Below are 14,326 nucleotides of genomic sequence, written 5' to 3'. Positions count from 1 at the left end.
CGAAGGAGAGGGGGCTCGACCCTCTTTCATCATCTCGACACATATGTCATGATAGAAATACAAATGTAAAAGGCGGGCATTTTTGCCCGGCGAGGGAGGGCTGCCCATGGGTAGGAAAGTCGCATTCATTGCGGCCTTGTTCGGCGCGTTGGCATTGGTTGGTCCGGCGCAGGCGCGGGTCGAGGTCCAGTGGTGGCACGCCATGAGTGGCGTCCTCGGCGATCGGCTCAATGATCTGGTCGAGAAGTTCAACAAGTCGCAGGACAAGTATACGGTCGTCGCGGTCGCCAAGGGGAACTATGACGAGGTGACCAACGGGGTGATCGCCGCCTATCGCGCCAAGCGGCCGCCGGAGATGGTGCAGATCGCCGAGCGCGGTTACATGACGATGCTGCTTTCAGGGGCCATTGTCCCCGTGCAGGATTTGGTGGAGCAGAAGGGTTACAAGATCGACTTCTCGGACTTCATCAAGCCCGTCGCAAGCTTCTGGAGCTACAAGGGCCGGATGTCGGCGATGCCCTTCAACTCGTCGACGCCGATCTTCTGGTACAACAAGGATCACTTCCAGAAGGCCGGCTTCGACAAGCCGGCCGACACCTGGCAGGAGCTGGAGAAGCAGCTCTACACCATCAAGTCCAAGGGGATCAGCGAGTGCGGCACGGTCCTGCCAGGCGATTTCTACTGGAGCCTGCTCGAGAACTACAGCGCCATCAACAATCAGCCCTACGGTACGCTAGCGAACGGCTTCGACGGGCTCGGCACCGAGTTCGTCTACAACAAGACGAAGGTGGTGTCGCAAGTCGCGCGGCTCAAGAAATGGCTCGATGACGGCGTGATGCAGATCGCGGGTCAGGGCTTCAGTCCGGAACAATTGTTCACGTCGGGGCGGTGCTCGACCTTCGTCAATTCGACCGCCTCGCACGGCAACATCGAGCGCAATGCGACCATCAATTGGAGCGCCACCTTCCTGCCGCACGAGAGCGACATCAATCCGCCTCTCAACAGCACGATCGGGGGTGGGGCCATCTGGGTCATGAAGGGCCACACGCCGGAGCGATACGAGGCCGTCGCAGCCTTTCTGGATTTCGTCGCGCAGCCGGAAACCCAGGTCTGGTGGCATGGCGCAACCGGCTATGTTCCCGCCACCAATCGCGCCTATGCCGTCGCGCGGGAGCGGGGCTACTACAAGGATCATCCGACCAGGGAGATCGCGGTGCTGCAGCTCTCGCGCGGCACGCCGAACGAGAACTCCCGCGGCTTTCGCTTCGGCAACTTCGTGCAGACGATGCTGGCCCAGCGCCAGGAGGTCGAGGCGGTGTTCGCCGGTCAGAAGCAGCCGCAGCAGGCCATGGATGACGCGGTCAAGCGGGGTAACGAGATCCTGCGGCAGTTCGAAAAGCTGAATGCCGGAAAGACTCCGGAAACCGAGCGTCCATGACGTTGCGCCTGTCCATCCCATGGCGCGAGGCACGCGCACCCGTGCTTCAGGGAAGGCACGGGGGCGGTGGGTTCAAGGCCGTGCCGGCGGCAGTCGCCGGCGGCTCGCGTCGGTCGAGCAGAAGGCGGCCGCGTGAGGAGGCCGGACTGAAGCGCGCCAATTTCGGCGACAGTCCGGGCCTGCCGACTTTGCTCTTGCTGCCGCAATTGCTGATCCTGCTGTTCTTCTTCTTCATTCCGTCGCTGCGGGCGCTGATGCAGTCCGTTCTGCTCAGCGATCCGTTCGGGACCAACGTTCAGTTCGTGTGGTTCGACAATTTCAAGACGCTGCTTGCGAGCAGCGACTACCGCCAGTCGATCGCGGTGACGTTCTGGTTCACGGTGGCGCAGAACGTGCTCACATTGGGCAGCGCGCTCGTGCTGGCCTTTGCCACCGACAGGATCGTGCGTGGCCGTTCGGCCTATCGCACGATCATCCTGCTGCCATATGCCATTGCGCCCGCGATCGCCGGCATCCTGTGGGCCTTCCTGTTCAATCCGGCGGTCGGCCCGCTCGCGCAGGTGCTGCACGGGCTCGGTATTGCATGGGACCCCAACCTCAATCCGACCGATGCGCTGATCCTGGTGACGCTGGCCGCGTCATGGAAGCACATCTGCTACGATTATATCTTTCTGGTCGTGGGGCTGCTCGCGGTGCCGGTGTCGCTGATGGAGGCTGCCGCCGTGGATGGCGCGGGACCGATCCGCCGCTTCGTCTCGATCGCGCTGCCGATGCTCGGGCCTACCATCTTCTTCCTCACGGTGATGAATTTCATCTATGGCTTCTTCGAAACCTTCGCCATCATCGATGCCGTAACCAAAGGCGGCCCGGCCGGTGCAACCAACATTCTGGTCTACAAGGTCTTCGTCGACGGCTTCGTCAATCTCGATCTCGGCTCTTCGGCTGCACAGTCGGTTCTCTTGATGAGCTTTGCGCTGATCTGCACGCTGCTGCAATTCCGCTACTTCGACCGCAAGGTCAATTACGGGGTCTAGCCGCATGGTGGAACGCTCACCGGTCCTTAACATGCTCTGCCACGCGATCCTGATCGCGGGCGCACTGACGGTCTGCATACCCCTGTATTTCGCGTTCGTGGCCGGCTCGCTCACGGTGGCCGAGGTGCAGAAGGTGCCGTTGCCATGGCTGCCGGGAGGCCAGTTCTTCGACAATCTGCAACTGGCCTGGAGCAAGGGCAATTTCAGCCGCACCTTCACTAATTCGATTATCGTGGCGCTCGGCATCACGGCCGGCAAGATCGCGGTATCGCTGCTCTCGGCCTTCGCCATCACCTACTTCCGATTCCGCTATCGAATGCTCGCATTCTGGCTGATCTTCATGTCGTTGATGCTGCCGATCGAGGTCCGGATCGTGCCGACCTTCGAAGCCGTGGCAAATGCCGCGCTGCCGCTGCAATGGCTCTTGGATACGCTGCGTGTCGCCGATCTCTGGCGCTGGATCAGCGGGCACGAGGTCGCGATCGCGCTCGAATGGAACATGGTCAACACCTATCCGGGGCTGATCCTTCCGCTGATCGCCTCGGCCACCGCCACGTTCCTGTTTCGCCAATTCTTCCTGACGATCCCGGAGGAGCTGTGCGAGGCGGCGAGGCTGGATGGCGCCTCGCCGCTGCACTTCTTCTGGAGCATCCTGCTGCCGCTATCCGTGCCGAACATGGTGGCGCTCGCCATCATCCTGTTCCTGTTCGGCTGGAATCAATATCTCTGGCCTTTGCTGTTCACGACCGATAAGGACATGGCAACGGCGGTCATTGCGTTGAAGGGCCTGATTCCCCGCTCCGACAGCGAGCCAGCCTGGAACATCGCCATGAGTGGTGCGCTCCTCACGATGTTGCCGCCGGTGTTGGTCGTCCTGCTGTTGCAACGCTGGTTCATCAAGGGTCTTGTCGACAGCAGCAAATAGGGACTGATCATGGTTTTCATCGCCGGGCATCGCGGCGGACGCAATCTTTGGCCAGAGAACAGCCTGACGGGCTTCCGCAACCTGTGCAGGGAAGGGGTCGACGCAGTCGAGTTCGACGTCCATCAGAGCACGGATGGCGGTGTCGTCGTGATCCATGATCCGCTGCTCGACCGCACCACATTCGAGAGCGGACCGGTGGGCGAGCGCAGCCTGCAGCGCTTGACGGCGATGCGTCTTCGTGATGCGGGCGATGAGTGCATTCCGACCTTGGACGAGGTGCTCGACGTGTTCAGCGACACCACGCTTGAGCTCCACATCGAGATCAAGACGGATGCGCTTGGCAATTCCTATTCGGGCCTCGAAGCGAGGCTGATCGACCAGATCAAGAGCCGGGGCCTGGAACGGCGTGCAATCATCACCTGCTTCGTGCCCGGCGTGATCAAGACCGTGCTCCGGCTGTGGCCGGAGGCGCGGGTGCTCGTTTCGCTCGACCGTCGTTCGGCGGAGATGATGGGCGGAATTGAGCCTGCGCTGACGCGATTGGCCGCCATTCCCGGCTGCATTGTCGCGGTCGAAAAATCACTCCTGGGGCTCGCGTTGCCGCTCGCCCTCAAGGTGCTCGGATCCGAGCGCCTTGGCGCATGGGTGACTAACGAGCCGGAGGATATCGCCTATTGGCTCTCGCAACCGGTGCGGCAGATCACGACCGATCGGCCGGATATCGCCGTGAGCATTCGCCGCAGGCTCGAAACGATGCCGGCGCGCCCATGATTCCCCGCCGCCGCTTTCTCGTGGGATCGCTGGCGAGCGCCGCCTTGGCTGCACCCGCCGGGTTCGTGCGGGGAGCGCCGGTTTCGTTCAGCGCGGATCCGTTCACGCTCGGTGTTGCGTCCGGATGCCCGCGGGAGGATCGCGTCATCCTGTGGACCCGCCTTGCGCCGCAGCCGCTCGACGGCGGCGGCATGCGGGACGCCACTGTGGACGTCGAATGGCAGGTTGCTGACGACGAGGCCTTCTCGCGCATCGCCTCCCGCGGCGTCGTGCGGACGACCGCGGAGCTTGCGCATTCCGTGCATGCCGAGGCGACGGGGCTGCTGCCGGACCGCGTCTACCTGTATCGCTTCCGCGCCGGCCCGGCGCTCAGCCCGGTCGGACGCACCCGAACCGCGCCCGCCAGGGCGGCGCGGCCTTTACGTTTTGCTTTCGCATCCTGCCAGCAATACGAGCAAGGCTATTTTACCGCCTACCGCGACATGGCCGCGCGTGATCTCGACCTCGTCGTACATCTGGGCGACTATATCTACGAGAAATCCTGGGGATCGCGCCACGTCCGCCAGCATGGCGTCGGAATTCCGACGACGCTCGAGGAATTCCGCAACCGCTACGCGCTCTACAAGAGCGATCCCGACCTGCAAGCCGCGCACGCTGCCTTTCCCTGGCTTTCGGTCTGGGACGACCACGAGGTGATGGACGATTATGCCAATGATCGCTCCTATACGGCGCGCGATGCTGCTCAGTTCCTCAAGATCCGTGCGGCAGCCTATCAGGCCTATTACGAGCACATGCCGCTGCCTCCCTCGGCGCGCCCGCGCGGCGCCGACGCCACGATCTATGAACACTATCGCTTCGGCGAGATGCTCGACGTGCTGCTGCTCGACGACCGGCAATATCGCTCGGCATCGGCCTGCGTCGGAAGCGGGCGTCCGACCTGGGTGGCTGACTGTGTGAGCCGGACGGATGAAGCGCGGACGATGCTCGGCGAACAACAGGAACAGTGGCTCGATGCCCGCCTGCGCGACTGTCGCGGCCGTTGGACGATCGTCGCGCAGCAGACATTGATGGCGCAGGACAAGCGGGAAGGGGACGATGGTGCTCACTTCTGGATGGACGGCTGGGACGGCTATCCCAACGCCCGCCGCCGTCTCCTCGATTCGCTCGTGGCGCAACGCCGACGCAATCCGATCGTGATCGGCGGCGACCGTCACGCCTTCTTTGCCGCCGATCTGAAGCATGATTTCGCCCGGCCGGATCGACCGACCATTGCGACCGAGTTCGTCGGCACGTCGATCACCTCAGACGGTCCGAGCGAAGCCAGCGTGCGCAAGGCGCTGGCGGAGAATCCGCATCTGGTCTACGCGCGTGGCGACAAGCGCGGCTATGCGACCGTGGAGCTCGACGCCCGGCATTGCACCGTGGGATTCGAGGCGCTCGACGACGTCAAGGATGCCGCGAGCGCGGTGCGCCGGCTGACGAGCTTTGTGGTCGAGGATGGCGTGCCGGGCGCGAAGGCCGCATGACGAAATCCGCATCGCAGAGATTTGACGACCAACGAAAGATCGCCTCAAATGCTCCGACGTCTGACTGTGCCTTGGGGCCGCTGCGGGGGGCTGCGCCGTGACTGATCAAACCATCCTGCGGGTCGCTTGGCTCTACTACATGGAGAACCTGACCCAGGCCGAGATCGGCGAGCGGCTGGGGCTGACCCGCGCCCGCGTCAATCGCATGCTGTCCGATGCCCGGCAGACCGGTATCGTCAACATCCGCCTCAACTCCGCCTTTGCGAGCTGCACGGAGCTGGAGCACCGCCTGCGCCGGGAATGCGGTCTGGAGGACGCGGTCGTCATCCCGAGCCCGGGGAATCCCGAGCAGGTCGGCAGCCTGATCGGGATGGCGGCGGGCGCGTATTTATCGAAATTCCTCGAACAGAAGCGGCCGCGCATCATCGGTATCGGATGGGGCGCGACCTTGCGTGAGACCATCCGTTACGTCACGCCGGCGGACTATCCCGAGCTCTCCATCGTCTCCATGATGGGGGGCCTGTCGCGGGGACTCGAGCTCAACACCTTCGAGATTGCGGGCGAGCTCGCGCACCGGCTGCACGCCCAGTGCAGCTATCTGGCCGCCCCGATCTTTGTCAGCAGCCGGCGCTCGCGCGACACCTTCCTGGCCCAGGAGGTCTATCAGGAGGTGCTGAACAGCGTTGAGAAGATCGATCTAGCGCTGTTGAGCATGGGAGATCTGACGCCGCGCTCGCTGCTGATGCGGCATGGGCTGCCGCCGGACGTTCGTGCCGAGCACCTGCGGGCGGCAGGCGCCGTCGGCGACGTCCTGGCGCAATTTCTCGACAAGACCGGCCGGCCCATAGATCACGGCATCAACAGCCGCGCCATTGCGCTGCCGCTCGAGAAGCTGGCGCGCGTGCCGACGTCGATGCTGATCGCCGGGGGGCTCAACAAGGCGCCGATCATCGCCGCGGTGCTGCGCGGGCGGATCGGCAAGGTGCTGGTGACGGACGAGAACACCGCCGTCGCCGCGCTGAAACTGATCGACAAGCAGAAATAGCCGCTTTCTCACAACGAAGAGGGGATCCACGCCTTCGGCACCGAGGGCGCGAGGCCCCGTGCGCGCCGAACGGCGTGCAAAAGCATTTGTCACTTAAGGATTACATATGTAATATGAGGGAGACAACTGCTCAGAAGGATGGCGTCGACATGCGCGCTGCGGTGCTCCAGGACATTCGTGACATCCGCGTCCTCGATATCCCCGAGCCGAAGTCGCTCGCGGAGGACGAACTCATCATCCGCGTCAAGGCTGTCGGCGTTTGCGGCAGCGATTTGCATTCCTATCTCGAGGGCGGAACAACTGGCCCGACCCAAGTCAGGCCGTTCGTCCTGGGCCATGAGTTCTCGGGTGTCCTCACGCCGGACTCGGCGCGAAAAGCGGGGTTCTCGGCCGACGCTTTGGTGGCGGTCGATCCTTCCATTCCCTGCGGCCGTTGCGAATGGTGTCACCGCGGTCACACCAATCTCTGCCCCAACGTGAAATTCCTGGGCTACGCGCCTCACAACGGCGCCATGGCCGAATTCGTCTGTGTGCCCCGATCCGCCGTGCATCTGGTGCCTGACAGCATCGACCCGGCCGGCGCGGCGATCCTGGAGACGCTTGGCGTCGCGATCCATGCGATGGATCTGGCGCGCCCGCGGCTTCTGGAAAGCGTGGCCGTGCTCGGCTGCGGGCCGGTGGGATTGCTGCTCGTGCAACTGGCGCGGCTTGCAGGTAGCGGAAAGATCATCGCGATCGACCCTGTCGAGCAGCGTACTGCACTGGCCTGCGACCTCGGGGCGGACGTGGCGTGCCGCAGCTACGCCGAGGTCGGGGACGCCACCGAAGGCCGCGGCGTCGATCTGGTGATCGAGGCAACCGACTCATCGCACGGCTTCGAGCATGCGGCGCGCTGCGCCCGCATCGGTGGCCGGGTCGTCCTCGTCGGCATCCCGGAGAATAATCAGTACGTCCTCAGCGGCGCGGAGTCGCGTCGAAAGGGCCTGTCGATCAAGTTTTCACGGCGCATGCCGGAAGTTTATCCGCGCGCCATCGCGCTTGCGCAAGGCGGGCAGGTCAAGCTGGCGCCGCTGGCCACGCATCGTTTCTCGCTCGACCAGACGCCTGCCGCGTTCGAGCAGCAGGTCGCGCGGCGCGACGGCATCATCAAGGCGATCATCTGCCCGTAGATTGAGCGCTCTCTCGCAAGTGCTCGGCAGGACGGGTGCCAATGGCGAAATCGTCGAAGCTGGTCGTCGCAAGAAAGGGACGCGTCCTGATGGTCAGACGCAGGCGCGACGGGCTCTGGATGTTTCCCGGCGGCCGAAGGCGAGCAGGCGAGAGCGACAGGAGTTGCCTTCGTCGCGAGATCAAGGAGGAGCTTCCCAAGCTGAAGCTCGGGCCGTTGAAACTATGGAAGGAAGTGAAAGCGAGAAAGAGCCGAACCGGCCGGCGGATGAGTGATGCGATCTTCCTGGCCAAGAAGGTGTCGGGGCGCCTGAAGGTCGGCGACAAGAAGGAGATCGATCGAGCGGTTTGGCGCAAGCCGCGCGGCGCCAGACTGACCCCGACGTCGCGCTACATCCGCGATAAGCTGTTTCCGAGATAAAACTCCGTCATCGCAGCGCCTGGCGCAGGAGAGTCAGCAATTCCTCATGGATCAATCCGTTGGAGGCGATCTTGTCGAGATCGTCGTTGCTGCACGGACGCCCCGTCAGTGTCGTGACCTTCCCGCCGCCGGCCCACACCATCGGCAACGCGGCAGCGTGCGAAACGATGTCGGCTTTCAATGAGACAAAGCCGTCCAGGCGACCCGAGGCCACCATCGTCGTCTCGAAGGCGCCCGAGACGACGATACGCACGCCGCGCGCCACTTTGCCGAGCAGTTCGATTACACGCGTCGTCCGCTGGACTTCGTCGGGCGAGAAATGCGAGGTCAGAATCACCGAGACGACCGCATCTGACAGCGAACGCGTCGTGGAGACGCGGGCGGGCACGCCATCGATCGTTGCGCCTTCCCCCGCGAGATAGCGCGCAGTCAGTCCGATCTTGGGAGCGTTGATCAGGCCGAGTTTCGTCTCACCGTCGACCTCGTAGGCGACCGTCACGGAAAACCACGGCAGTCCCTGCGCGTAGTTGATCGTGCCGTCGAGCGGATCGATGATCCAGCGCGCCGCATTGTCCCCTTGGCTCGCGCCGCTCTCCTCGGCCAGGATGCCGGCATCCGGCGTCAGCGCCTTCAAGCCCGCGACGACGATCGCCTCGGAGGCAAGATCCGCCTCGGTGACGATATCGAGCCCGTCCTTGCGCTCTGTGCGTAGCGGCGTGGATTGCATCGCGACCAGCCTGGCTGCAGCCTCAGCAACGACGGCCTCTGCGCGCCATAGCAGCGTCGGAAGGCTCTTGCGCTCCTCGGTTCCCGGATCGTCCCGATCGGGCGCGATGTCGAACGGACGACCAAAGTCTCCGATCGGGACGAGATGGCTGCTAATGCCCATGTCCGGCCGCCAACAGTGCAAGGCAAATCCCGGCGGCTCCTTGATGAAGCGGTTACCGCGACCTGGCCGCAGGTCGAGCGCGACCTGGTGCGCCGTGCTCGGCGCCACATAGCCCACGGTCCCCGCGTAGCGCACCGTGATCGAGCGGTGATAGTGACCGCACAGCACACGTTCGGTGTCCGGATGGTCCTTGATGATTGCGTTGAGCGCTGTAGCGTCGCTGATACCCAGCTCGTCCATTCCGTCGGCTCCGACGAGGAACGGCGGATGATGAATGATAATGACCGTCGGCTTGCTGGGGCCTTCCGCGAGCACTTCGCGCAGCCATTGTTGCCGCGCCGCGCAGAAGGTCCCGTGGGTCTGTCCGACCTCGACGCTGTCGAGGAAAATCAGCCGGACCGGGAACTCATCCACGACAAAGTTGATGAAGCCGTCGGACGGAAGATAGCGGTGGCGTGGTCGCAGCGACCGTATGAACTGCTCGCGCCGGTCGTGGTTGCCGGGAATGACGAATACCGGCATCGGCAGCCTTGCCAGGCCGGCGGCGACAATCTCGTATTCCTCCTCGAGCCCGCAGTCGGTCAGATCGCCGCTGACCACGACGCAGTCGGGTTGCGGACCGAGGTTCAGCACGGCGTCGATCGCGTCGTGAAACATCGCGTTGGTATCGATGTCGCCGTAAGCTTTCTTGCCATGCGGACGCACATGGAAATCGCTCAGCTGGGCAATGATGAACACGGCAGTCCTGTTCCGGGGAGAAGGGCCTTTAGCAGCGCTTGGCCACCTGCTGTGGCCGGCTGTCCGTTGCTTACGAACTCTTCATTAAGGCGTTGCTTTCCTTGACCATGCGATCGAGCCCGGCCTCGGCGGTCGTCTCGCCGCGCATGACGGCATGGATGATCTCGCGCTGCGTGCGCCAGATCTTCACGGACTGTCCGCCCGGATAGCCCTGCCATGGCTTCGCGCGCTCGATCTGCTGCGACACGGTGCGGAAGTTCGGGTTCTTGTCGTAAAACGGAGCCAGGAAGTCGGGCCCCGAGGCGCGCAAATTGGTCGGCATGTAGCCCGTTGTCTCCACCACGATTTTCTGCGCTTCAGGTCCGCTCACGAATTTCAGGAACTCCCAGGCGGCCCGCTGCTTCGCCGGATCTTTCGCCGTGATGATTGCCGCGTTGCCGCCGGTGGGCAGCCCACCTTTCTGCTTGTCGTCGATCGGGAAGGTGCAGGTGCGCAAGGTGAACTTGTCGCCGATCAGATCCGTGACCTGGCGCAACCGGGCCGGCGTGTCGGCGAAGATGCCGATTTTCCCGGCGATGAACTGCTGGCGCGAGGAGTCCCAATCGATCAGCGGCATCTTGGCATCGGCCACGAACCGCCGGCAGTGGACCAGAGCCTTCAGCCCGGCATCCTTGCCGAAACCGGCAGTGGTTTCCGACGCGTCGAGCATCTGTCCGCCACCTTGCAGGATCAGGGAACGGAATAGCCAGTCGTCGGGCCAGTCATGGATGTTATAGGCTATGCCGGCGACATCGGATCCCTTGCTCTTGATGTTGACGGCGAGCGCGATCATGTCCGTCCAGTTGTCGGGCATCCTGTCCGGATCGCCGCCCGCCTCCTTCACGAGCTGCGTGTTGAAATAGATGACCGGCAACGACGCATTGAATGCGAGGCCGTAGATCTTGCCGTCGACCGCCCCGAGGGCCAGGATTCCGTCGGAATAGTTGGCCTTGCGCCAGGCGGCGTCCTCCTTCTGCAGCAGCGAGGCGACCTCGGTGATCTGGTTGCGTTTCACCAGCGTGCGCACGAGCTCGGCGAGGAGGTGATAACCCGAATAGTAGACGTCGGGCAGCTGGTTGGTGACGGCCTGCCGCAGCATGGTCTGATGACCTTCGTCATAGCTCGCCGCCGGCGCCCGGAACTGGATCTTGATGCCCGACTGCCGCTTCATGAACTCCTGGGCGATCGGCTCATGGAATTTCGCGAAGGCAGGAAAGGCATAAAGGACATCCAGCGTAACGTCCTGCGCGTGGGCCGATCGCGTCAGGAGTGGGCTTGAAAGCGCGGTCGTCCCAACGGCCGCGGCGCTTTTCAGGAGGTCTCGGCGATGCAGCATGACGGTGTCTCCCTAGCGGTTGTTGAAGTCATTTGATTCCGGTCATCGTGATGCCGGCAAGGAAATGCCGCCGCGCGATCAGGAACGCGATGACCAGCGGCGCCGTGATGATGGTGGCGCCGGCGGCGAGCGCCCCGTAATTCGAGCCCAACTCGGAATCGGCGAAATACATCATGCCGAGCGGCGGCGTCGCGAGCTTGGTGTCGGAGACGACGATGAGCGGCCAATACAGGTCGTTCCAGTGCGCCACGACAGAGAAGATCGAAAACGCCGCGATCGCCGGCCATGCGCTCGGCACGACGATGCGCCACACGATTTCTAACTCACCGACGCCGTCGAGCCGCGCGGCCTGGATGATCTCATCCGGATAGGACTTGAAGAACTGGCGGAACAGGAAAATCGCGAACACCGACAGGAAGAAGGGCATCATCATCGAGAGGTAGGTGTTGAGGATGCCGAGTTCGGCGAACGCGATGTAGAGCGGGAGCGAGGGCGCCTGGACCGGAATGCAGAGTCCGAGCAGGACCAGCGAAAACAGGATCGGCCGTCCCGGAAACTTCAGCTTGGCGAGCGCATAGGCGCAGGGAATTGCGACCAGCAGCTGGACGACGAGGATTCCGCCGCAGACGATGAGTCCGTTGAGCAGAAAACGCAGCAGTGGCGCGGTGCTCAGGGCAGATTCGAAATTCTGCCATCCGTAGAACTGGCGCGGCCAGAGCCGGAACGTCGCCTCGAAGATCTCGCCCGGCGGCTTGATCGCGCTCGTCAGCATGAAAACGAACGGCAGCAGCATGAAGACGGCGCCGCCGATCAGCACCGCATGGACGAGCGCAAGCGACACGAGGCGCCGCATCCGGATCGCCACCGGCGTCGGCGGGCGAGTGATCGTGGCCGATGTGCGCTTCAATAGTGCACCCGTCGGTCGAGGATGAAGGTCTGCAGCGCCGAGAACACGAGGGTGAACGCCAGGAAGATCAGCGTGAGCGTCGCCGCATAGCTCATGTGGAAGTACTGAAACCCCTCCAGATAGATGGCATACAGCAGCACCTCGGATGCGCCTCCGGGGCCTCCACGCGTCATCACCGCAACCGTGTCGAAGATCTTGAAGGCGGTGATGAAGGTCGTCACGGTCACGAACATCGTCGTCGGACCGAGCATCGGCCACGTCACTTTCAGGAAGCGGTCAATGGGGTGGCTCGCGCCATCGATATCGACGGCTTCGTAGAGATCGCGGGGAATAGCCGAGAGGCCGGCGAGAAACAGCACCATGTTGAAGCCGACGAGCTGCCAGATGCCGATCGCGGCGAGCGTCGGGATGACGAGGCGCGGCTCGCTCAGGAAAGCTGTCTCCGCGAACCCCAGTCCCTTGAGCGCCTGATTGATGAGCCCCAGGGTCGGGTGCAGCAGGAACTGCCACATCGTGGCCATTGCGATGAGCGTCGAGGTGACGGGGAGAAAATAGATAACCTCATAGAGGCTGCGCGTGCGCTTGCGCTGGTGGATCAGGAGTGCGACCAGCAGCGAGATCAGGACGCCGCCGGGCACGACAATCGCCACGTAGAGCAGGGTATTGGTCACCGAGCGACGAATCACGGGATCCTGCAGCGCCGCGCCGAAGTTTTTGAAGCCGACGAACGAGAAGTCGAGCGCACCCAGCTCGTAGTTGGTGAAACTCAGGAAGGCGAGAGCAGCCAGCGGCGCCAGATTCGTCAGGACCAGCAGGATGAAGGCCGGCGCGGCAAAGCCCAAGCCCGCGAACCGCTCGACCCATCGCTGGCGGCCGGCTGGCGGCGCCGCGTCGAGCGGAGTGATTTGAACCGCGACCGTGGTCATCGGACCTCGCTCGCGCGGCGCAGGTCTCGACCGGCTGCATTGCGGCTTTCCACCTCGATGCGTTGACCGTTGTGGTCGAACACGTGACAATCCCTTGGCTCGAAGGCTAGCGGGACTTCGCCCTCGGGGATCGGGATGCTGTTGTCGACCCGGCAGAGCACCGCCACTTCCGGGGAGGCCACGAGATCGAAGTGAAGGATGCTTTCCGAGCCCAGATTCTCGCGGCGCCGGAACCTGCACGTGACGGCGCACGGTCCGCCTCCGATCCGCATTGCTTCCGGACGCATGCCGACCGTCAGTTCCGGCGTCGGCGCGTTGCGGACATCGATCGGCAGCGTCCGGCCGAGCAGCTCGACCTGGCCGCCGGGGCCCACATGGGCCGGAAATAGATTGATCGCCGGACTGCCAATGAACTGCGCGACCGCAGTCGTGGCGGGCCGTTCGTAGACCTCGGCGGGGGTGCCGAGCTGGAGTATGTTGCCGTGATCCATCACGGCAAGGCGATCGGACATCGTCATCGCTTCGATCTGGTCGTGTGTCACGTAGATCATCGTGGCGCCGAGACGCGCGTGCAGCTCGGTCAGCTCGCCACGCATGTGCACACGCAGCTTGGCGTCGAGGTTCGACAATGGCTCGTCCATCAGGAAAGCCTGCGGATGACGCACCATTGCGCGGCCGAGCGCGACGCGCTGCCGTTGACCGCCCGAAAGCTGTCCGGGGCGGCGGTGAAAGAAGGTGTCGATTCGAAGCTGCTCCGCGACGGCCCGCACCTCGCGCGCGATCTCGTCCATGACGCGACTGCGGCGGAGCGACAAATGACGCATCAAGGGCAGGCGCTCGAACAGGTTGAGGCGCGTCATGGTGAGCGGCAGCGCTATGTTGTCGAACACCGACATGTGGGGATAGAGCGCGTAATTCTGGAACACCATGGCGATTCTGCGCTCGTGAGGCCGCATATGGTCGACCGAAGTCCCGCCGATCGACACCGAACCGCGGTCCTGCGATTCGAGGCCGGCAATGATGCGCAGGAGCGTCGACTTGCCACAGCCGGAGGGGCCAACCAGCGTCAGAAATTCGCCGTCCGCAATATCGAGGTCGATGTCGTTGAGGACGGATGTGTCGCCGAAAGCCTTATGGATGCCGCGCAATGTGAGGCCGGCCATC

General features: G+C 63.5%; 13 protein-coding genes. 8 read left to right on the top strand and 5 right to left on the bottom strand.

Translation table 11 applies throughout. The annotated features are described in order from the left end of the window. The first annotated feature begins 106 nt into the window (after positions 1-106). The 8 genes from XI03_RS38830 to XI03_RS38795 all read left to right on the top strand — a co-directional run bounded on the left by XI03_RS38830 (position 107) and on the right by XI03_RS38795 (position 8,327). Positions 107-1,438, top strand: coding sequence for an extracellular solute-binding protein (locus tag XI03_RS38830; protein ID WP_271595075.1), 1,332 nt, complete (start codon positions 107-109; stop codon positions 1,436-1,438). Further along, the gene (locus XI03_RS38825) at positions 1,435-2,472 is read left to right on the top strand and encodes an ABC transporter permease subunit (protein ID WP_083859247.1); all 1,038 of its coding nucleotides are present in this window, start codon (positions 1,435-1,437) and stop codon (positions 2,470-2,472) included. Before XI03_RS38830 ends, XI03_RS38825 begins: the two co-directional genes overlap by 4 nt. Positions 2,473-2,476: 4 nt before the next feature. Beyond that, complete coding sequence (locus tag XI03_RS38820) at positions 2,477-3,397, top strand: ABC transporter permease subunit (protein WP_038971027.1); 921 nt, start codon at positions 2,477-2,479, stop codon at positions 3,395-3,397. 9 nt (positions 3,398-3,406) lie between these two features. After that, complete coding sequence (locus XI03_RS38815) at positions 3,407-4,168, top strand: glycerophosphodiester phosphodiesterase family protein (RefSeq protein WP_271595074.1); 762 nt, start codon at positions 3,407-3,409, stop codon at positions 4,166-4,168. Further along, a complete protein-coding gene (locus XI03_RS38810; protein ID WP_271595073.1) occupies positions 4,165-5,694 on the top strand; it encodes an alkaline phosphatase D family protein in 1,530 nt (509 codons plus the stop codon). Before XI03_RS38815 ends, XI03_RS38810 begins: the two co-directional genes overlap by 4 nt. Before the next feature lie 97 nt (positions 5,695-5,791). Next, entirely contained in the window at positions 5,792-6,739 is a 948-nt protein-coding gene (locus XI03_RS38805) for a sugar-binding transcriptional regulator (protein WP_197905462.1), read from the top strand. 149 nt (positions 6,740-6,888) lie between these two features. Further along, positions 6,889-7,908 (top strand): zinc-dependent alcohol dehydrogenase, encoded by a 1,020-nt coding sequence (locus XI03_RS38800; protein WP_271595072.1) that lies wholly within the window; start codon positions 6,889-6,891, stop codon positions 7,906-7,908. Between the two features lie 41 nt (positions 7,909-7,949). Then, entirely contained in the window at positions 7,950-8,327 is a 378-nt protein-coding gene (locus XI03_RS38795; protein ID WP_028145349.1) for an NUDIX hydrolase, read from the top strand. 7 nt (positions 8,328-8,334) lie between these two features. Here XI03_RS38795 and XI03_RS38790 read toward each other — a convergent pair whose 3' ends face one another. From XI03_RS38790 to XI03_RS38770, 5 genes are all read right to left on the bottom strand, one after another. Then, a complete protein-coding gene (locus tag XI03_RS38790; RefSeq protein WP_271595071.1) occupies positions 8,335-9,954 on the bottom strand; it encodes an inositol monophosphatase family protein in 1,620 nt (539 codons plus the stop codon). Between the two features lie 70 nt (positions 9,955-10,024). After that, on the bottom strand, positions 10,025-11,329 hold the full coding sequence (locus XI03_RS38785) for an ABC transporter substrate-binding protein (protein ID WP_038946235.1): 1,305 nt from the start codon (positions 11,327-11,329) through the stop codon (positions 10,025-10,027). A 28-nt stretch (positions 11,330-11,357) separates the two neighbouring features. Further along, complete coding sequence (locus XI03_RS38780; RefSeq protein WP_271595233.1) at positions 11,358-12,182, bottom strand: carbohydrate ABC transporter permease; 825 nt, start codon at positions 12,180-12,182, stop codon at positions 11,358-11,360. A gap of 50 nt (positions 12,183-12,232) precedes the next feature. Continuing rightward, entirely contained in the window at positions 12,233-13,162 is a 930-nt protein-coding gene (locus tag XI03_RS38775) for a carbohydrate ABC transporter permease (protein ID WP_271595070.1), read from the bottom strand. Then, positions 13,159-14,325, bottom strand: a complete 1,167-nt coding sequence (locus XI03_RS38770) for an ABC transporter ATP-binding protein (protein WP_271595069.1) — start codon at positions 14,323-14,325, stop codon at positions 13,159-13,161. The genes XI03_RS38775 and XI03_RS38770 overlap by 4 nt, the downstream gene beginning before the upstream one ends. Between the last annotated feature and the right edge of the window lies 1 nt (position 14,326).

Source organism: Bradyrhizobium sp. CCBAU 65884, from assembly GCF_028128835.1.
In the GTDB taxonomy this organism is placed as follows: domain Bacteria; phylum Pseudomonadota; class Alphaproteobacteria; order Rhizobiales; family Xanthobacteraceae; genus Bradyrhizobium; species Bradyrhizobium ottawaense.
The sequence above is the reverse complement of the archived record's forward strand: the minus strand, read 5'-3'. Positions and strand labels throughout refer to the sequence as shown.

Coding starts and splice junctions, on each gene's coding strand:
- XI03_RS38775 (WP_271595070.1), bottom strand. CDS start 13,162: ATGACCACGGTCGCGGTTCAAATCACTCCGCTCGACGCGGCGCCGCCA.
- XI03_RS38795 (WP_028145349.1), top strand. CDS start 7,950: ATGGCGAAATCGTCGAAGCTGGTCGTCGCAAGAAAGGGACGCGTCCTG.
- XI03_RS38785 (WP_038946235.1), bottom strand. CDS start 11,329: ATGCTGCATCGCCGAGACCTCCTGAAAAGCGCCGCGGCCGTTGGGACG.
- XI03_RS38830 (WP_271595075.1), top strand. CDS start 107: ATGGGTAGGAAAGTCGCATTCATTGCGGCCTTGTTCGGCGCGTTGGCA.
- XI03_RS38770 (WP_271595069.1), bottom strand. CDS start 14,325: ATGGCCGGCCTCACATTGCGCGGCATCCATAAGGCTTTCGGCGACACA.
- XI03_RS38780 (WP_271595233.1), bottom strand. CDS start 12,182: ATGCGGCGCCTCGTGTCGCTTGCGCTCGTCCATGCGGTGCTGATCGGC.
- XI03_RS38820 (WP_038971027.1), top strand. CDS start 2,477: ATGGTGGAACGCTCACCGGTCCTTAACATGCTCTGCCACGCGATCCTG.
- XI03_RS38825 (WP_083859247.1), top strand. CDS start 1,435: ATGACGTTGCGCCTGTCCATCCCATGGCGCGAGGCACGCGCACCCGTG.
- XI03_RS38810 (WP_271595073.1), top strand. CDS start 4,165: ATGATTCCCCGCCGCCGCTTTCTCGTGGGATCGCTGGCGAGCGCCGCC.
- XI03_RS38815 (WP_271595074.1), top strand. CDS start 3,407: ATGGTTTTCATCGCCGGGCATCGCGGCGGACGCAATCTTTGGCCAGAG.
- XI03_RS38800 (WP_271595072.1), top strand. CDS start 6,889: ATGCGCGCTGCGGTGCTCCAGGACATTCGTGACATCCGCGTCCTCGAT.